The sequence below is a fragment of the Mycobacterium sp. genome (genome assembly GCF_036490025.1).
GTDB lineage: Bacteria > Actinomycetota > Actinomycetes > Mycobacteriales > Mycobacteriaceae > Mycobacterium.
This window is the reverse complement of record NZ_DASXEP010000202.1, coordinates 26,218-44,223: the sequence shown is the minus strand read 5'-3', so window position 1 is coordinate 44,223 and position 18,006 is coordinate 26,218. Positions and strand designations below refer to the sequence as shown.

15 protein-coding genes and 1 pseudogene are annotated in these 18,006 nt (G+C 66.0%); 8 read left to right on the top strand and 8 right to left on the bottom strand.

The window, feature by feature from the left end; translation table 11 throughout:
- Positions 1 to 1,155, top strand: a 1,155-nt coding sequence (gene groEL, locus VGG53_RS23925) for a chaperonin GroEL (RefSeq protein WP_331520606.1), incomplete at its 5' end; no start/stop codon positions are given.
- A 116-nt stretch (positions 1,156 to 1,271) separates the two neighbouring features.
- On the top strand, positions 1,272 to 1,646 hold the full coding sequence (locus VGG53_RS23920) for a heme-binding protein (RefSeq protein ID WP_331520605.1): 375 nt from the start codon (positions 1,272 to 1,274) through the stop codon (positions 1,644 to 1,646).
- Here the strand turns inward: VGG53_RS23920 and VGG53_RS23915 are convergent.
- Entirely contained in the window at positions 1,643 to 3,376 is a 1,734-nt protein-coding gene (locus VGG53_RS23915; protein WP_331520604.1) for an N-acyl-D-amino-acid deacylase family protein, read from the bottom strand. The two genes, VGG53_RS23920 and VGG53_RS23915, sit on opposite strands and share 4 nt — an antisense overlap.
- A 99-nt stretch (positions 3,377 to 3,475) precedes the next feature.
- Here VGG53_RS23915 and VGG53_RS23910 point away from each other — a divergent pair, with 99 nt between their 5' ends.
- The 3 genes from VGG53_RS23910 (at position 3,476) to VGG53_RS23900 (ending at position 6,468) form a co-directional block, all read left to right on the top strand.
- Complete coding sequence (locus tag VGG53_RS23910; protein WP_331520603.1) at positions 3,476 to 3,991, top strand: mycothiol transferase; 516 nt, start codon at positions 3,476 to 3,478, stop codon at positions 3,989 to 3,991.
- 68 nt (positions 3,992 to 4,059) lie between these two features.
- Positions 4,060 to 5,598, top strand: a complete 1,539-nt coding sequence (locus VGG53_RS23905) for an aldehyde dehydrogenase family protein (protein ID WP_331520602.1) — start codon at positions 4,060 to 4,062, stop codon at positions 5,596 to 5,598.
- A 27-nt stretch (positions 5,599 to 5,625) separates the two neighbouring features.
- A complete protein-coding gene (locus VGG53_RS23900) occupies positions 5,626 to 6,468 on the top strand; it encodes a hypothetical protein (RefSeq protein ID WP_331520601.1) in 843 nt (280 codons plus the stop codon).
- Here VGG53_RS23900 and VGG53_RS23895 read toward each other — a convergent pair.
- The 4 genes from VGG53_RS23895 to VGG53_RS23880 form a co-directional block, all read right to left on the bottom strand.
- Positions 6,433 to 7,851 carry an NAD(P)-binding protein gene (locus tag VGG53_RS23895; RefSeq protein ID WP_414689051.1) on the bottom strand — a complete coding sequence of 473 codons (1,419 nt, stop codon included), beginning with the start codon at positions 7,849 to 7,851 and terminating at the stop codon, positions 6,433 to 6,435. The two genes, VGG53_RS23900 and VGG53_RS23895, sit on opposite strands and share 36 nt — an antisense overlap.
- 63 nt (positions 7,852 to 7,914) lie before the next feature.
- Positions 7,915 to 8,610 carry an anti-sigma factor gene (locus VGG53_RS23890; protein ID WP_331520599.1) on the bottom strand — a complete coding sequence of 232 codons (696 nt, stop codon included), beginning with the start codon at positions 8,608 to 8,610 and terminating at the stop codon, positions 7,915 to 7,917.
- Entirely contained in the window at positions 8,607 to 9,167 is a 561-nt protein-coding gene (sigK, locus tag VGG53_RS23885) for an ECF RNA polymerase sigma factor SigK (RefSeq protein WP_331520598.1), read from the bottom strand. Before sigK ends, VGG53_RS23890 begins: the two co-directional genes overlap by 4 nt.
- A gap of 121 nt (positions 9,168 to 9,288) precedes the next feature.
- Complete coding sequence (locus VGG53_RS23880) at positions 9,289 to 10,557, bottom strand: class I SAM-dependent methyltransferase (RefSeq protein ID WP_331520611.1); 1,269 nt, start codon at positions 10,555 to 10,557, stop codon at positions 9,289 to 9,291.
- Between the two features lie 218 nt (positions 10,558 to 10,775).
- Here VGG53_RS23880 and VGG53_RS23875 point away from each other — a divergent pair, with 218 nt between their 5' ends.
- From VGG53_RS23875 to VGG53_RS23865, 3 genes and pseudogenes are all read left to right on the top strand, one after another.
- Positions 10,776 to 11,441, top strand: a complete 666-nt coding sequence (locus tag VGG53_RS23875) for a fasciclin domain-containing protein (protein WP_331520597.1) — start codon at positions 10,776 to 10,778, stop codon at positions 11,439 to 11,441.
- 67 nt (positions 11,442 to 11,508) lie between these two features.
- The gene (locus VGG53_RS23870; protein ID WP_331520610.1) at positions 11,509 to 13,215 is read left to right on the top strand and encodes a cytochrome c biogenesis protein DipZ; all 1,707 of its coding nucleotides are present in this window, start codon (positions 11,509 to 11,511) and stop codon (positions 13,213 to 13,215) included.
- 80 nt (positions 13,216 to 13,295) lie between these two features.
- Positions 13,296 to 13,885, top strand: a pseudogene (locus tag VGG53_RS23865) (fasciclin domain-containing protein).
- A 159-nt stretch (positions 13,886 to 14,044) separates the two neighbouring features.
- On the opposite strand, the gene VGG53_RS23860 reads toward VGG53_RS23865, so the two are convergent.
- The 3 genes from VGG53_RS23860 to VGG53_RS23850 form a co-directional block, all read right to left on the bottom strand.
- Positions 14,045 to 14,947, bottom strand: coding sequence for a crotonase/enoyl-CoA hydratase family protein (locus VGG53_RS23860; protein ID WP_331520596.1), 903 nt, complete (start codon positions 14,945 to 14,947; stop codon positions 14,045 to 14,047).
- Between the two features lie 314 nt (positions 14,948 to 15,261).
- A complete protein-coding gene (locus tag VGG53_RS23855) occupies positions 15,262 to 15,906 on the bottom strand; it encodes a hypothetical protein (protein WP_331520595.1) in 645 nt (214 codons plus the stop codon).
- Positions 15,907 to 15,938: 32 nt separating this feature from the next.
- Complete coding sequence (locus VGG53_RS23850) at positions 15,939 to 17,963, bottom strand: prolyl oligopeptidase family serine peptidase (protein ID WP_414689049.1); 2,025 nt, start codon at positions 17,961 to 17,963, stop codon at positions 15,939 to 15,941.
- Positions 17,964 to 18,006 lie beyond the last annotated feature (43 nt).

The window sequence follows — 18,006 nt, the reverse complement described above, 5'->3', positions numbered from 1 at the left end:
GACCTGATCGCCGAGGCGATGGACAAGGTCGGCAACGAGGGCGTCATCACCGTCGAGGAGTCCAACACCTTCGGCCTGCAGCTCGAGCTCACCGAGGGCATGCGGTTCGACAAGGGCTACATCTCGGGCTACTTCGTCACTGACGCCGAGCGTCAGGAAGCCGTCCTGGAGGACCCCTACATCCTTCTGGTCAGCTCCAAGGTGTCGACCGTCAAGGACCTGCTGCCCCTGCTGGAGAAGGTCATCCAGGGCGGCAAGCCGCTGCTGATCATCGCCGAGGACGTCGAGGGAGAGGCGCTGTCCACCCTGGTAGTCAACAAGATCCGTGGCACCTTCAAGTCGGTGGCGGTCAAGGCCCCCGGTTTCGGTGACCGTCGCAAGGCGATGCTGCAGGACATGGCCATCCTCACCGGTGGTCAGGTCGTCAGCGAAGAGGTCGGTCTGTCTCTCGAGACCGCCGACATCTCGCTGCTGGGTAAGGCCCGCAAGGTCGTCATCACCAAGGACGAGACCACCATCGTCGAGGGCGCCGGCGACTCCGACGCCATCGCCGGCCGGGTGGCCCAGATCCGCGCCGAGATCGAGAACAGCGACTCCGACTACGACCGCGAGAAGCTGCAGGAGCGCCTGGCCAAGCTGGCCGGCGGTGTTGCGGTGATCAAGGCCGGTGCCGCCACCGAGGTGGAACTCAAGGAGCGCAAGCACCGCATCGAGGACGCGGTCCGCAACGCCAAGGCTGCCGTCGAGGAGGGCATCGTCGCCGGTGGTGGCGTGGCCCTGCTGCAGGCGGGTCCGGCTCTGGACGAGCTGAAGCTGACGGGTGACGAGGCAACGGGTGCCAACATCGTCCGCGTGGCGCTGTCGGCTCCGCTGAAGCAGATCGCCTTCAACGGTGGGCTCGAGCCCGGCGTTGTCGCCGAGAAGGTCAGCAACGCGAAGCCCGGCGTCGGCCTGAACGCCGCCACCGGTGAGTACGAGGACCTGCTCAAGGCCGGCGTTGCCGACCCGGTGAAGGTGACTCGTTCGGCGCTGCAGAACGCGGCGTCCATCGCGGGTCTGTTCCTGACCACCGAGGCCGTCGTCGCAGACAAGCCGGAGAAGGCCGCCGCTCCCGTCGGCGACCCGACCGGTGGCATGGGCGGCATGGACTTCTAGTTCAAGTCCGCGTCAGACAACGAGAAGCCCGGTCCCCAGGTGGGGCCGGGTTTTTCGGTTGGCGGCACAACTGCTTGACTGAAGATTCGAAATGTCGGGGACGAAGGGACGGCACGGTGAGAAAATCGTTATGGCGCACTATCTTTGGAGTAATCCCCGGCTGCCTTCTTTGCGTTGTCATCGCGCCGTCCGCCGGTGCTGCGCCCGACCCATGCTCGGCCAGCGGGGTGGCTGCGACCGCCAGCGGGGTACTGAACTCGGCCAGTGGGTACCTCGACGGCCATCCCGATGCCAACAACGTCCTGACCGCCGCGGTCAACCAAGCGCCGGCCGACGCGAAGTCATCGGTGCGGGGATACTTTCTCGGCCATCCCGGCGAGGCTCTGGAGCTGAAGAACATCGCCCAGCCGCTGCTCGACCTGCGCGGCCGGTGCAACACGTCGGTGTCGCCGGACCAGTTGGCCGCCTTGTTCGACGCCCTGTCCGGCTAGGCAGGAACCGGCTGCCGGCCGCGGACCAGCTTGCCGGGCCGCGCGTCGGTGGGCACACCGTTCTCGGCGATCACCTCACCGGAGACGATCGTGGCCACGTAACCGTCGGCGGTCTGGTCGAGACGGCGGCCACCGGCGGGCAGGTCGTGAGTGATCACCGGCTTGTGGATCCTCAGCGCCGCATGGTCGATGACGTTGAGGTCGGCCTTGTACCCCACAGCGATGCGGCCGCGGTCGCCGAGCCCCGCAACGCGGGCCGGCACCGAGGTGAGCCGGCGCACGGCTTCGGGCACCTCGAACCGGCCGGACTTGCGGTCGCGCGCCCAGTGCGTCAGGAAGTACGTCGAATAGCTTGCGTCACAGATCATTCCGTAGTGCGCGCCGCCGTCGCCGAGACCGAGCACGACGTCGTCACGGTGCAATAGCTCGCCGACGGTGTCCAGCGAGTTGTTCTCCAGGTTGCTGGTTGCGACCAGCAGCATGGCGCGCCCGTCGTCGTCGAGCAGCCGGTCGTAGGCCTCTTCCATTGGCTTCACCCCTTTGGCGCGGGCCCGCGCACCGATGCTGTCCGACGGGTCCGGCTCGTAGTTGGGGTTGTCGGTCAGCGGGAAGATCCAGTCCCACATCTGGGTGACGAACAGGATCGGGTGCCCGACGCCGGGCTTGTCGGCGAGGATGCGCGCGCGGACCTCGGGTTTGCGCATCTCGGCGACGCGCTCGGCCAGCGGCAGATCCGCGATCTCGCGGTAGCTGGGGTACAGCACGAACGGGTTGGCGGTCAGCTGCAGCCCGATGATCAGCCCGATCGGGCGCGGCAACAGCTGCGCGGTGACTTGAGGGTCGCCGCCGCCCGCCCTTCCATTCGCCTTCTCGATCATCGTGATGGCGTCCGGCCAGGTCGGGTCGCCGGCGTTGCCGACGACCAGGGTGAAGGTGACCGGCAATCCGACATCCTCGGCCACGTCGAACACCGTCTGCAGCACCGGCTGGTAGCCGCCCGCCGGAATATCGGGCACGAACTGCAACAGGCCACCGCCGCCGTCGACGACACCGCGCGCGATCTCCTCGATCTCCTCGCGGCCCGCGTCGTAGCTGGGGATCGGTGAACCGCTCTCGGTTTTGTGGATGGTCAACCGCGATGACGCGAAGCCCAGCGCGCCGACCTCGATGGCCTCCTTGGCCAGCACCCGCATCGTGGCCAGGTCCTCGGCGGTGGCCGGCTCGCGGTTGGCGCCGCGCTGACCCATCACGTAGACCCGCAGCGGCGAGTGCGGCAGGTAGGCGGCGACGTCGATGTCGCGCTTGCCCGCGTCGAGGGCGTCCATGTACTGCGGGAACGTTTCCCAGTTCCACGGCAGGCCGTCGGTCATCACGACACCGGGAATGTCTTCGACCCCGGCCATCACATCGACCAGCACGTCGTGGTCTTCCTGGCGGCACGGCGCAAACCCGACGCCGCAGTTGCCCATCACCACGGTGGTCACCCCGTGCGCCGACGACGGCGTCAGCCGTTCCGACCAGATGGACTGGCCGTCGTAGTGGGTGTGCAGGTCGACGAAGCCGGGCGTGACCAGCTGCCCGGTCGCGTCGATTTCCCGCTTGGCCTCCGCTCCGTTGACTGAACCGACTGCGGCGATCAGCCCGTCGCGCACGGCGACGTCACCGACGTACGGCTCGCCTCCCAGCCCGTCCACGATGGTGCCGTTGCGAATGATCAAGTCGTAGGTCATCTAAATAATCTACGACCGGCGGGTGGCTGAGGCCAGGATCACTTCGGATCCCGACGGCAACCATGTCGAGGCCCGCTGCCGCGCGTAGGGTCGCCGAGTATGGACAATCCTGACGCTGCGGTTCGAGAGTTGTTGCGCGACGCGTTCACTCGGCTGATCGAGCATGTCGACGAGATCACCGCCGGCCTGACCGACGACCAGGCCAACTATCGGCCGAGCCCGGACGCCAACAGCATCGCCTGGCTGATCTGGCACAGCGCGCGAGTCCAAGACGTCCAACTTGCCCCGATCGCCGGGATCGAGGAGGTGTGGACGGCCCGCGGGTGGGTTGACCGGTTCGGTCTCGACCTGCCGCGCAACGACACCGGTTACGACCACGGCCCGGCGGAGGTGGCCAAGGTGCATGCGCCGGCCGATCTGCTGGCCGGCTACTACCACGCGGTGCACAAGGTGACCCTCGAGTTCGTCGCCGGGATCACCGCGGAAGACTTGACGCGCGTCATCGACCGCAACTGGGATCCGCCGGTGACTGCCAGCGCCCGTCTGGTCAGCATCATCGACGATTGCGCCCAGCATCTCGGTCAGGCCGCCTACGTGCTGGGTATCGCGCCCTGATTCGGCGAACTTGACACCCGTCGAAGCCGCGAGACACACGTCACAGTCACCCGTCTACCATTGCCCCTATGACCGCCATCAAGCCTCCCGACGTCGCCCCGAGCACCACCGAGTTTTCCGGCACCGGCACCATCCACAATCCCGCGAACGGCGCAATCGCGGGGGAGGTGCAGTGGACCAACCCCGCTGACGTGCACGCCATCGCTGCGGGGCTGCGCGCCGCTCAACGCGAATGGGAGCAGCGCGGAGCCACGGGCCGTGCCAAGGCGCTGGCCCGCTTCGCGGTATGGCTGGGCGAGCATCGCGGCGAGATCGAAGAGCTGCTGATCAAAGAGACCGGCAAATCCGCCGTCGACGCGGCACAGGAAGTGCCGATGCTGATCATGATCCTGTCGTACTACATCAAGACGATGGGCAAGGCGCTGGAGCCCGAAAGCCGGCCGGCGGCATTGCCGTTCATGGCGATCAAGAAGGTCACAGTCCATTACCGGCCGCGGCCGGTCGTCGGCATCATCGCGCCGTGGAACTACCCAGTGGCCAACGCACTGATGGACGGCATCGGCGCGCTGGCCGCGGGATGTGCGGTGTTGCTGAAGCCGTCCGAGCGCACCCCGCTGACCGCCGAGGTGCTGCGGCGAGGCTGGCTGGAATCCGGCGCGCCCGACGTGCTGGCGGTGGCGCAGGGTGCCCGCGCCGTGTCCGAGGCCGTCGTCGACAACGCCGATTACGTTCAGTTCACCGGTTCGTGCGCCACCGGAAGCAAAGTGATGGAGCGCGCTGCCCGCCGGTTGACGCCGGTCAGCCTGGAGCTGGGCGGCAAGGACCCGATGCTCGTTCTCGAGGATGCCGACGTCGATCTCGCCGCGCACGCCGCGGTGTGGGGAGCGATGTTCAACGCCGGGCAGACCTGCGTCTCGGTCGAGCGGGTCTACGTGCTGGAGCGGGTGTATCACCAATTCGTCCAGGCCGTGGTCCGCGACGTGCAGGCGTTGCAGGTCGGGGCCGGCGAGGGACACAACTTTGGCGCGCTGATCGACGAGCAGCAGCTGGCGGTCACCGAACGCCACGTCCGCGAGGCCGTGGCGGCCGGTGCGCGGGCATTGACGGGAGGTCAGCGCACGGACACGTCGGGCACCTTCTACCCGCCCACCGTGCTCGTCGATGTGGACCACTCGATGGCGTGCATGACCGAGGAGACCTTCGGCCCCACGTTGCCGATCATGAAGGTCGGATCGGTGGAGGAAGCGATCCGGTTGGCCAACGACAGCGAATACGGGCTGAGTGCCTCGGTGTTCTCCCGGGACTTCGACCGCGCCAAAGAGATTGCATTGCAGCTCGATTGCGGTGCGGTCAACATCAACGACGTGATCACCAACCTGATGTGCACGACCGCGCCGATGGGCGGGTGGAAGACATCGGGCATCGGGGCGCGGTTCGGCGGCGCCGAAGGACTGCGCAAGTACTGTCGGGTCGAGACCGTCGTCGGTCCTCGCACCAATGTGGGTGCGGGCCAGAACTATTACCACAATTCGCTCAAGGCGCTGAAGCGCATGAACAAGATGATGACCAAGATGGCGTTGTCGCGTCCGCGTCGCGTCGCCAAGTAGCGGACCTGTGCAGGCAAGGACCACTGCGTGCGATTCGCGCTGACGGCGCTGCTGTGGTTGTGCACCACCGTCGCGCTCGCGGTTGCCGTGCCCGCGGTGTGGACGCAGACCCACGTGATCGACGTCAACGGCTACACCGCGATGGCCCGCAAAGCGGCGGGCGATCAGGCGCTGCAAGCGGCGGTGGCAGCTGAACTCGCCACCAGGGCAACGGTTCTGATCAATCAACGCGATCAACACGTCGACCCGGTGCAAGTCCATGCCGTGGCCGCCGGGTACACCGCCGGTCCCGACTTCCCGGCGCAGTTCGCCGACGCCAACCGGCTGGCCCACGACTGGATGTTTACCGGCGCCCACACGCAGGCCGACGGCGACCAGTGGGTGGTCGATTTGGCCGGGATGCTCAAAGACACCGCGTTCGTCCAGTTGCTGGCGAGCTACAACGTGCAGGTGCCCGACACGGTCCGGGTCCCGGTGACTATATCGACGCCGAAAGTGTTGCAGCCAGGCCAGTTACGGCCGCTGGCTAGGTGGGGTCTATGGGCCGCCATCGGCGTGGTGGTGCTGACCGGCTTCTGCGCGCTGCTGACGCTGGCCGCCGCGCGCAGCCGCACCCGGGCGCTGGCCGGTCTCGGGATCTCTGCGCTGCTGGTCGGCGCCGGGGGATGGGCCGCGATCGAACTGGCTCGTTACCGCATCAACGACACGCTGAACAACACAACCGGCGGTATCCGCGGGATCGCTGACGTCATGGTCGGCCAGGCCAGGAGCAGCCTGCATGACTGGCTCGACCTGACGCTGGCCGCGGGCGGCATATTGGTGCTGCTCGGCGTTCTAGCGGCCGGCCTCGGCAGCCTGCGGAAGCGCTGAAAGGTGTTCGCTCAGTAGGGCGTCCAGCTTCTCGTTGGCCGATCGCAGTCCCGCGGTGATCAGACCGAACACTTTGTTGCGCACCTTCTGCGGCTTGTCGATCAGCGGGGCGTACATGTGCCGCATCAGGTCCAGCCTCGCCGCGCAAAGCCAGTTCGTCAGGTCGGCATCTTCGAACCAGCTGATCTGGTTGCGCTGTTCGGCAAGCGTCGTGGTCAGCCAGTCCAGGTCGGTGTTGGGGTGCGGCACCGGCCGGCACAGCCGGTTTCGCGTCGCGTCGTCGTCGTACACCGCTTCGACGTGGGCGATCAGACTGGCGCTGAACGCCTGCTGGCAGCCGCGCACGCTCTGCAGCGTGATCAGGTCGCCATCGAAAACTGTTTCAGCTGGCCGCTTTTCCAGCCCGTCCGCACTGCAGTCGACGTATAGCGCCGAACCATCGACAGCGATCGCGCCGTCGGTCAGCACCACCTTGCCGCGTTCGATGCGATCAACGCGTCCCATCCGCACGACGTCGCGGATGCGCTGCAACTGCTCGAGTTCGGTCCTCGTCACGTTCGCGCAGCGATACATCGTGGGCTCCACCGTGGGATCCAGCCGCAGCAGATTGCCGCACGCCTCCAACCGTTCGAACAGGTCCGCCACCGACGTGGCGGCCTCGATCGCCACCAGTCGCTGGGCGAAACCGGCCTGGAACCGCTCCAGGAATTGCGGACCGGGCTGGATGTTGGCGCGATCCATCAACCACGAATCGCGCGGCATGATCCAGGTCAACCGATCCGGCGGAATTCCGTTGCGCAGCAACCACAAACACGCGTCGATTCCGGTCTTGCCCGCGCCGACGATGACGAAGCGGTCGCGCCTCGCGACAAAAGCCGGCAGGTCATTGGGTGGCACGCAGTCGACCCCATCGGCGACGTCGTATGCCGGCGGCCGCATCGCGGGCACCGTGGTCTGCAGATACGTCGCGTCTACCACACGTTTGCGAACGTGGACGGTGTGGTCGCTGCCGGCCAGCGTGCGAAATTGCCCATCGCCGAGATACTCGGCCATCGGAAAGTAAGACACCTGCCCGCTGGGCAGCAGGTCTTGGTGCATCACTCGTTCGAAATAGGCGCAGATCTCGCCGACGGTGGCCAGTTCGTACAACCCTTCATTCCAGCCGAGCTGGTCGATGGAGTCGCTGCCCAGCCCGCGGGAATTGACCCCGTAGTACGCCGACGGCTGATGCAACCGGACGAACGGATACGCCTGGGTCCAGTGCCCGCCCGGCGCATGGCCGCGGTCGACGAGCACCACCTGCGTGTCGGTCTCAGCAACCAGCGTGTCGGTGAACGCCATGCCCATCGCGCCCGCGCCGACGACTAGGTAATCCGTTTCCATCGTTGTCACACCAGTTCCCCCTTGGCGGCGACGTTATCGGATCACCCAGTCCGGCGCCCGCGGCTAACTCAGCGGCAGTTTGGCGAAGATCTTCCCGGTCGGCTGCGGTGACCCGTTGCCGGGCTCGACGGTGAACGCCAACACCTTGGAGTTCGCCAGGTCGGCGAACGTGTGGGTAGTCGACGGCGTGACGGCGGCGGTGTCCATCGTGCCCGCCGAGAGCGGGCCGTTGTCGCCGACCAGCCACATTTGATAGACGGTGCCCTGCGACGGTGGCGGGACGTTGTTCATCACCAGCACACCGGCATTCATGTTCCGCGAAAAAACCACCGTCGCCGTTCCGCCGGCCAGATCGGTGGAGACCGTTCGGACGTCGGGTGCCGACATGATCTGCTCGGCCATCGCCGGTCTGGGCGTTGGGCGCAGTGCGACTCCTGCGCCGAACGCGGCCAATGCCACCACGATCGCAGCCGCTGCGGCCAATAGCGCTGTGCGCCAACGAGACCGGGGGGCGATATCTGAGCGCGCGGCGGCCAGCACCGCGCTGCGCAGACGATCCGGTGGTTCGGCGCTGGTCGCCGCCGACAGCACGGCCACCGTCTCGCGCACGGCGCGTACCTCGTCGCGGAAGGCGGCGGCGACCGGGGCCGGCGCCGCAGCGAGTTGCCGTTCGATGGCTGCGCGTTCGGTGTCGGAGATGGCGTTCAGCGCGTACGGCGTGGCCAGCCCGAGCAGGTCGAATTCGGTCGGCTCGGTCATGGCACACCCAGGCAGCCGCGAAGTCCGCGCAATGCGTCTCGCATCCGGGATTTGATCGTCGACAGGTTGGCCGACAACCGCTGTGAGACTTCGACGTACGTCAACCCGCTGTAGTAGGCCAATTCGATGCACTGCCGCTGCACATCGGTCAGCGAGTCCAGGCAGGCCGCCACCCGACGGCGCTCGTCAGCGGCGATCGCCGAATCGGCGACCAGATCGCCGGGCCGCTCGACAGTGGCCGCGCCGTACCGCGACTCCCGCCGGCCGGCGGCTTGCTCGGCACGCACCCGGTCGACGGCGCGGCGATGCGCCATGGTCATCAGCCACGACAGCGCGGAGCCCTTGGCGGAGTCGTACGCCTCGGCGGTCCGCCACACCTCCAGGTACACCTCCTGGGTGGTCTCCTCGCTGTAGCCCGAATCGCGCAGCACACGGGTGATCAATCCGTAGACCCGGGCCCGGGTGTGGTCGTAGAGAGCGGCGAACGCGTCGGCATCGCGACGTGCCACCCGGGGCAGCAACAAGTCCAATTCGCTGCCGTGCCTTGGTTCGGTCATCGGTCGGTAGCCTATCCGCTCAGCAACCGCGGTCGTCATCTTCGCGCCGATCGACCACGATGGCTCGGGTCGGCTTTGAATACCCGCAGGTGATGGTCTCCCACCGCTTCGAAGTCGGCGATCACGGCGCGGCTTCGTTGACGAACGTCCACTGATAGACGTTGAGGTTCCCGGACCGGAATCCGGCCTCCCGGTTCGCCAGGTACAGCTCCCACATCCGCGCGAATATCTCGTCGAAGCCGATGTGCTCCAGCGTCTTTCGGCGCTGCATGAATCGGTCCCGCCACAGTCGCAGTGTTTCTGCATAGTGCTCGCCCAGCGAGAGCATGTCGACCGGACGTAATCTGGTCTGCTGCTGGATGATTTCGAGCAGAGCTTTAGCCGACGGAATCTGTGCCCCGGGGAAGATGTATTTCTGGGTCCAGGTCTGGCTATTGCGGGTGGCGAGCATCTGCGCGTGCGGCACGGTGGCCGCCTGGATCACCACCGGGCCGCCGGGTTTGACCAATCGCCCCAGGGTGCGCAGGAAATCAGGCCACCAGCGGTGGTCCACGGCCTCGATCATTTCCACCGCAATCACGGCGTCATAACATCCGTCGATGTCGCGATGATCGCACACGTCGATGCGGACTCGATCGGATTGACCGGCGGCGGACACCCGTTGGCGGCCCAACCACGCTTGGCGCTCCGACGGGCTCACGGAGCGGACGCGGGCGCCGCGCGCGGCCGCGCGCATACCCAACTCGCCCCATCCGGTGCCGAACTCCAGCAGCGAGGTCCCGGGTCCGACGCCGGCCGCGTCCAGGAGTCGGTCGATCTTGTGTCGCTGCGCGTCAGCCAGATCGCCCCAGCACGCGGGCAGGCGCTGGAACAGCGCGCTCGAGTACGTCATGGTCTCGTCGAGGAACTCGACGAACAAGTCGCCGGACAAGCCGTCATAGTGCGCGGCGACGTCGCGCCGCAGCTGTTCCCGGCTGGGTCGTGGCGAACGCGGCTGGGCGGCAACGGCAATCGCTTTGAGCCGGCGCAGCCCCACCGGGACCATCTTGGGTAGTGGCGTCGCCAGGATGGTCAGCACCGCGACAAGGTCTGTCGACTCCCATTCACTTGCCATGTACGACTCGCCGAAACCGACCAGTCCATGTCGTCCCATCCGGCGGGCCAACCGGTCCGGCTCGTTGATGATCAGCGCCGGTGAATTCGCGTCGCCGGCGCCGATCACCGTGCCGTCCGGGTAGACCAGGCGCATCGGCAACACGGCGGCGGCGCGCCGGAGCAACCGGTCGGCGACAACCGCCGATGCGGCGGCCACGGGGCCGGAAGGGACCGCGACCACCTCTGGCCAGCATGCTGAATCAGCGGCGCCCGGGCGCGGGGGGTCGGCGATCAGCGCGGGGCGGTCGAATTCGATCTCCGCGCTGTCGTCGACGACGGATAGGTGACAGGTTTCGCGCACATGACGTATTCGGAGCGGACGCCTCAGCGGATGACGGACCGCGGTCACGACGAGCGATGACGAGACCCATACCTGCCGCCGATTGCTCCGAATGCCTTGGGTCCAATTCGTAAGCGGCGGCGTCCGTCGCGTTGACAGAGGAGTTAAGCGTGATGAAGGACAGTCAGAGGAAGACCCTTGCGGTGGGCTTCGCGGCGCTCGCGGCGGTGGGATTTTCGGCATGTTCAAGCAACAAGCCGCAGTCCGGGCAGCAGACCAGCGCGAGCCCGGCCATGAGCTCGATGGCGCCGGCCACGACCAGCGCCATGGCGGGCCCCGCGTCCGGGCTGATCGGTTCCGGTTGCGCGGATTACGCTGCGCTGCACCCGAACGGTCCGGCTTCGGTGACCGGAATGGCACAGGACCCGGTCGCCACGGCGGCGTCGAACAACCCGCAGCTGTCGACCTTGACGACGGCGCTGTCGGGCAAGTTGAACCCGAACGTCAACTTGGTCGACACCCTCAACAACGGTCAGTACACGGTGTTCGCGCCGACCAACGCGGCGTTCGACAAGCTGCCGGCCGGCACCATCGACGAGCTCAAGACCAACGCCGACATGTTGAAGAACATCCTGACTTTCCACGTGGTGCAAGGGCAGTCGAGCCCGGGCATGGTCGACGGCATGCACAAGACGCTGCACGGCGCCGAACTGAACGTGACCGGTCAGGGCAACGACCTCAAAGTCAACGACGCGGGTCTGGTGTGCGGAGGGGTGCACACCGCCAACGCGACGGTGTACATGATCGACACTGTGCTGGTGCCGCCGCCCGGCCAGTAGCGCCTGCCGCTATCGCTGTTAACACAGGGCCACCAATCCGGGACGGCTCCGGTGGCGAATAATGACCATGGTGTCTCTCGCGTTGATCGGTTTGATCGGCGGCCTGATCACCGGCATTTCGCCGTGCATCCTGCCGGTGTTGCCGGTGATCTTCTTCTCCGGAACCACCTTCACGGCCGACGGGGGCGTCGCCGTCAAAGCCGAACGCGACGTGTCGCGGCCGTATCGGGTGATCGCCGGTCTGGTGCTCAGCTTCAGCTTGGTCACCCTCGTCGGCTCGGCACTGCTGTCGTTACTGCACCTGCCACAGGACGCGATTCGGTGGGTGGCGTTGGTCGCATTGGTGGCGATCGGGCTGGGTTTGATCTTCCCGCGCTTCGAGGAACTGCTGGAGCGGCCGTTCGCGCGTCTTCCGCAGCGGCGGATTGCCACCCGCACCAATGGTTTTGGTCTCGGTTTGGCGCTGGGCGTGCTCTATGTCCCGTGTGCGGGACCGGTACTGGCCGCGATTGTGGTGGCAGGTGCGACAGCGCAGATCGGCATACCCATCCTGGTGCTGACCCTGGCGTTCGCGGTGGGCACGGCGATACCACTGTTGTGCTTCGGCCTCGCCGGCCAGCGAATAGCCAACCGGGTCAGTGCGTTTCGGCGCCGTCAGCGCGCGATTCGCGTCATAGCAGGAGTAGTGACGATCCTGCTGGCGGTGGCGTTAGTGTTCAACCTGCCGGCGGCATTGCAGCGGGCGCTGCCGGATTACACCCACTCGCTGGAGGACAAGCTGGGCAGTAACCGGCAGGTCCAGCAGCAACTCGGTGGCATCGTCAACGACCAAAACAAGGGACTGTCGAATTGCTACAGCCGGTCGCAGCAATTGCAGAATTGCGGGCCCGCGCCCGATCTCAAGGGCATCACCGCATGGCTGAACACTCCGGGGAACGGTCCCGTCGACCTGCGCTCGCTGCGGGGCAAGGTGGTTCTCGTCGACTTCTGGGCGTACTCGTGCATCAACTGTCAGCGTGCCATCCCGCACGTCGAAGGTTGGTATAAGGCATACCGCGACAAAGGTTTCGAGGTCATCGGTGTGCACACACCGGAGTACGCCTTCGAAAAGGTCACCAGCAATGTTCAGCAGGGCGCCGCCGACTTGGGCATCACGTACCCAATCGCCCAGGACAACGGCTACTCGACGTGGACGAACTACCGCAACCAGTACTGGCCCGCCGAATACCTCATTGACGCCAACGGCTCGGTGCGCCACACCAAGTTCGGCGAAGGCGATTACAACGGCACCGAGAAGCTGATCCGCGAGCTGCTCACCACCGCCCGGCCCGGGATTTCACTACCGTCGCCGGTGGGCGCACCCGACACCACCCCGCGCGGTGGGCTGACGCCCGAGACGTACTTCGGGGTGGGCAAGATGTCCAACTACGCCGGAAACGGCGTGTACGACGAGGGGCGCGCGACCTTCGGGTATCCGCCGACGCTGCCCGAGGACACCTTCGCCCTCCAGGGACCGTGGGCACTCGACTACCAGGGCGCGACGGCCGACAGCGATTCTTCGAGCATCGAACTGAACTACCGCGCCAAAAATGTCTACATCGTCGTCGGCGGAACCGGGACTTTAGCGGTGACGCGCGGGGGGAAGACGACGACGTTGCCGGTCGATGGTCCGCCGACATCACGCCAGATCGTTGCGGCCAACGACGTCGCCCGCGGATCACTCGATGTGCGTGCCAGCAAAGGGCTGCAAGTATTTTCCTTCACCTACGGGTGATTCGTCCGGCTGCCCATCCAATGCACGTCCGGCTCCGAACCAACAGTGTCAGCTATCAACACTGAGGAGCCTGGAAAGTGATGAACACCCATAGCAAGGCGGTCCCAGCAACTGGTCTCGCGGCGGCCGCCGCGGTAGGCATCAGCCTCGGCATGTGCGCGCCCGCAGCGGCCGCGCCGAATCTGGTTGGCGCGGGGTGCGCGGGGTATGCGGCAATGCACCCGGACGGTCCCGCTTCGGTGTCCGGGATGTCGCAAGATCCGGTCGCGGCCGCCGCATCGAACAACCCCGAACTCACGACGCTTACCGGGCGGTTTCCGGTCAACTCAACCCGCAGGTGAATCTCGTCGACATCCTCAACAGCGGCCAGTACACGGTTTTCGCGCCGACCGACGCGGCCTTCAACAAGCTACCGGCCGCGACCATCGATGTGCTGAAAACCAATTCGGACAAGTTGAAGAGCATTCTGACCTACCACGTCGTGCCGGGGCAGCTGAGTGCCGCGCAAGTTGGCGGGTCACACGCCAGCGTTCAGGGAGCGCCGGTGGACGTGACGGGCAGCGGCGACGGCCTCAAGGTCAACAACGCCGGCCTGGTGTGTGGCGGCGTCCCCACGGCAAACGCGCCGGTGTACATGATCGACACGGTGCTGATGCCGCCCGGCCAGTGAGGAACGGCGGTGACACCTCGTCAGGGCGTTGATCACCACGGCCGGTTATCCATTTGCGTTCGCGGTCTGCGGGTTGTTTCCGTTGGCCGCGCTGCCGTTCTTCCCGATGACGGCCAACCGGTCGGCATCGGCTCCTGCGCGACTGTGAATCCGCCCACGCTAGGGCGTGATGACGTGCGAAGGGTCGGGCCGCAGTTCCGGCGGGGCCTGGCTGTAGTCGCCGAACGGCCCGTCGCGGCGTTCGACGGCGGCCCGGACTCCTTTGATCGCGGCAGTCTGGATGAAATCGAGTGCATCGGGCGTGTTGCGCATCAGGCCGTCGAGGATGCCGCCCAGCGTCTGGGTCGAGGCCAGGCCCATGTTCTCGTAGGCCTGATTGACGATCAGCTTCTGTGCTTGTAACTGCGACAACGGGATTCGCGACAGTTCTGCGGCGATCTCGGCGACCCGGGCCTCCAGTCGCTCGAAGGGGACCGCCTCGTTGATCAACTCGACCTCGGCGGCCTGAACGCCGGTCAACGGCCGGCCGGTCAACGAGTGCCACTTAACCTTGGCGAGGCTGAGCCGATACAGCCACATCCCGGTCAGATAGGCGCCCCACATGCGGCTGTACGGGGTGCCGATGACGGCGTCGTTGCTGGCGATGACGATGTCGGCGCACAACGCGTAGTCGCTGCCTCCGCCGACACACCAGCCGTGCACCTGGGCGATCACCGGCTTGGACGCCCGCCAGATCGCCATGAACTTGTGCGTAGGCCCGGTCTCACGGGCGGTGATCATCGCGAAATCCTTGCCCGGGTCCCAGCGCCCATCGGTGTTCATCGCCTCGCCCCACTGCTGGAAACCGTCGCCGAAGTCGTAGCCGCCGGAGAACGCCCGGCCGGCGCCACGCAGCACGATGACCTTGACCGCGGGGTCGCGCTCGGCGAGTCCGATGGCGGCCTCGATCTCGTCGGGCATCGGCGGAACGATGGTGTTGAGCGAGTCAGGGCGGTTCAGCGTGACGGTTGCGACGGTCCCCGCCGTGGAATACAGCAGTGTCTCAAAATCGGTTGTCGGCATAGCCGAAGCGAAGCCGCTCCGGACTCGAGGGTCAAGAGCCTCGGCACCACTTAGGGACGGCTGAGGTCAGTCCTCGGCGTGCCGTTGGGCATCCCACCGCTCGAGGCGCGCCTGCAGCTTGTACATTCCGACCGCAAACAGAGGGCTGGCCACCGACAATGCGCCCACCAACACCGGGTTCATCTCGACCCTCCCTCGATTTGTCCTACCGCCGGGTCTCAGTAAAAATTAAGGTACACCTCAGGCTAGTCACATGAAAGATTGGGCGGCGGCGTTTCCCGAATCTTTTTGAGAAAAGCGACGAGGATGCCGCGCTAGCCGCCTTCGGGCGGCAGCATCTGAAACCCCGCCAGGACCATCGCGGTGTCGCTGGCGTAGACGCCATTGTCCGGGTCGGTGGACTGGACGGTGACGGTCGCGACGAAGGTGCTGTCGCTGAAGGTGCCGGCCACCATGAGTGTTTTTACCTTGCGCGGTGGAATCCGGCCCATGGCCGGGGCGTCGTAGTCGACGAGCTCAGCCTTGTCACCGCAGAGAGTTGTCTGCGTCGTGTGCAAGCCGGTGGCACCAAGACGTTCGACCAGCGCCGCACGTTCCTGGTCGAAGATCGTTTGGTGATCGGTGAACTCGCCCGCTACGGATTCGAGGGTCACCACTGCGGCGGGTATGAAGTTTTCGGCCGAGAGGCCCTTGTTTCTCATCGTGAAACGGATTACCTCTGAGTCCAGCATCGACGCGCGCTCCCATCCGGGGGGCTGCGGGATCCGCAGGCGCGGCTCGCCGGCCGCGTGCACCTCGATCGACGTCAGGGGAGCCGAAACATGTTGGCACTGACTGATTTTGGTTACCGGCGGATGAGGGCCCGAGACCGCGCTACCGATGATGACCTTGGAGCAGCCTGGCACGGCCACCAGCGCGACCGTGGCAACCGTCGCACACAGCACGGACGGTAATCGCATCGCACAACACCACACCTTCACAGCGTGCACCGTCATGTACCCAGCATCCGCCACAGAAACGCGAAACACAGTGCCGTCTTGAACGCGATCTGCGCGTTGTCGGCCGCACCGGCGTGGCCGCCCTCGATGTTCTCGTAGTACCAGACCCGGTGGCCGGCGGCTTCCAGCGCCGCGGTCATCTTGCGGGCATGCCCAGGGTGCACGCGGTCGTCCCGAGTGGACGTGGTGATCAGCACCGGCGGGTAGTCGGCATCGGCCGAAATATTTTGATACGGCGAGTATTCGCCGATGAACGCCCAGTCATCCGGATCGTCGGGATTGCCGTACTCGGCCACCCAGGATGCACCCGCCGGCAGCAGGTGAAAACGGCGCATGTCCAGCAACGGCACCTGGCACACCAACGCCCCGAACAACTCCGGGTACTTGGTCAGCATGATGCCCATCAACAGACCACCGTTACTGCCGCCCTGCGCACCCAATTGCGGCACGGTGGTGATACCGCGGTCCACCAAATCGGTTGCCACCGCAGCGAAGTCCTCAGCGACCAGGTGCCGTCCTGCACGCATCGCCTGAGTGTGCCATCGCGGCCCGTACTCACCCCCACCACGAATGTTGGCCAGCGCGTAGGTGCCGCCACGGGCCAACCAGAGCCGCCCCAATACGGGGCTGTAACCGGGAGTGTTCGAGTTCTCGAACCCGCCATAGCCGTACAGCAGCGTTGGGCCGGGGCCCTCGGTGTCACCGGATCGGACGACGAAATACGGGATCGCGGTGCCGTCCTTCGATGTGGTGAAATGCTGTTGCACGGTGAGGTTTTCGGCGTCGAAGAAGCCCGGCGCGACCTTTATCTGCTCCAGGGACTCATCGCCGTTGCCGCGTAACAGCCGGGATGGACTGTCGAATCCGCTGGAGTCCAGAAAGAATTCGTCACCGGTGTCGTCGGCAGCGACGATCACGCTCGCGGTCGCCGGGGGAATGCCAGGAAGCGCTGCGCGCTCCCAGCTACCCGGTGAGACGATCTCGACCCGACTGGCCACGTCGGCCAGCGTGATGAGCAGCAGCCGGTCGCGTGTCCAGGCGTACTGATGCAGGCAGGTGTGCGCGTCAGGTGTGAAGACAACAGTTAATTCCCGTGCACCGCTGATGAATTCGTCGTAGTTGGCAGCCAGCAGTGAGCCGGCCGGATAGGTGGTTGTGCCGAAAGTCCAGTCGGTGCGCGGTTCGATCAACAGCCATTCGCGGTGGATCGAGATGCTGCTCACGTCGGAGGGAACATCGATATGGACCAGTTCCGAGCCGCGCAGTTCGTAGCGCTCGCTGTTCCAGAAATCGGTGGAGCGAGACACGAAGGTGCGCTCGAAACCCGGTGTCCGATCGGCGGAACCGCCCACGCTGACGTCGGTGCGCGCCCCCTCGAAGACAAGTTCCGCGTCGTCGAGCGACGTGCCGCGGCGCCATCGCTTGACGATGCGTGGGTAGCCCGATTCGGTCAGCGAGCCGGGGCCGAAATCGGTGCCCACCAGCACGGTGTCCGGATCGTCCCAGCCGATCTGTGTCTTGGCCTCCGGTAGCTCGAACCCGTCGGCGATGAATTCGCGTGTCTGCATGTCGAATTCGCGCACGACGACGGCGTCGGCGCCGCCGCGGGACAGGTTGACCAGGGCGCGAGTGAACTCGGGCTCGATGACAATGGCACCTGACCAGACCCAGTTCTCGTCGTCGACGCGGGCCAGTTCATCCACGTCCAACAGCACGTCCCACTCGGTGTCGTCGCGACGGTAGTTGTCGAGCGTGGTCCGCCGCCACAGCCCGCGCGGGTTGGCGGCGTCGCGCCAGAAGTTGTACAGGTATTCGCCGCGACGGCGCACGTAGGGGATGCGGGCGTCGGTGTCGAGCACCTCGAGCGCTTCGGCGCGCATCCGCTCGAACTCGTCACCGGCGAACTGCGCCACCGTCGGATCGTTGCGGTTGCGCACCCAGTTCAGCGGCTGCTCACCGAGGACGTCCTCCAGCCACAAATAGCGGTCGTCCACCTCATCACCGGCCATGGAACCCATTGTGACGGCGGCGGTAGTGTGAGCTGTATAACACCGTCGAACG

What these genes read in the sequence shown, in the direction of transcription:
- VGG53_RS23915 (WP_331520604.1), bottom strand. Translation starts at nt 3,376, where the DNA reads ATGACCTACGACTTGATCATTCGCAACGGCACCATCGTGGACGGGCTG.
- VGG53_RS23910 (WP_331520603.1), top strand. Translation starts at nt 3,476, where the DNA reads ATGGACAATCCTGACGCTGCGGTTCGAGAGTTGTTGCGCGACGCGTTC.
- VGG53_RS23905 (WP_331520602.1), top strand. Translation starts at nt 4,060, where the DNA reads ATGACCGCCATCAAGCCTCCCGACGTCGCCCCGAGCACCACCGAGTTT.
- VGG53_RS23895 (WP_414689051.1), bottom strand. Translation starts at nt 7,851, where the DNA reads ATGGAAACGGATTACCTAGTCGTCGGCGCGGGCGCGATGGGCATGGCG.
- VGG53_RS23890 (WP_331520599.1), bottom strand. Translation starts at nt 8,610, where the DNA reads ATGACCGAGCCGACCGAATTCGACCTGCTCGGGCTGGCCACGCCGTAC.
- sigK (WP_331520598.1), bottom strand. Translation starts at nt 9,167, where the DNA reads ATGACCGAACCAAGGCACGGCAGCGAATTGGACTTGTTGCTGCCCCGG.
- VGG53_RS23875 (WP_331520597.1), top strand. Translation starts at nt 10,776, where the DNA reads ATGAAGGACAGTCAGAGGAAGACCCTTGCGGTGGGCTTCGCGGCGCTC.
- VGG53_RS23870 (WP_331520610.1), top strand. Translation starts at nt 11,509, where the DNA reads ATGGTGTCTCTCGCGTTGATCGGTTTGATCGGCGGCCTGATCACCGGC.
- VGG53_RS23860 (WP_331520596.1), bottom strand. Translation starts at nt 14,947, where the DNA reads ATGCCGACAACCGATTTTGAGACACTGCTGTATTCCACGGCGGGGACC.
- VGG53_RS23855 (WP_331520595.1), bottom strand. Translation starts at nt 15,906, where the DNA reads ATGCGATTACCGTCCGTGCTGTGTGCGACGGTTGCCACGGTCGCGCTG.
- VGG53_RS23850 (WP_414689049.1), bottom strand. Translation starts at nt 17,963, where the DNA reads ATGGGTTCCATGGCCGGTGATGAGGTGGACGACCGCTATTTGTGGCTG.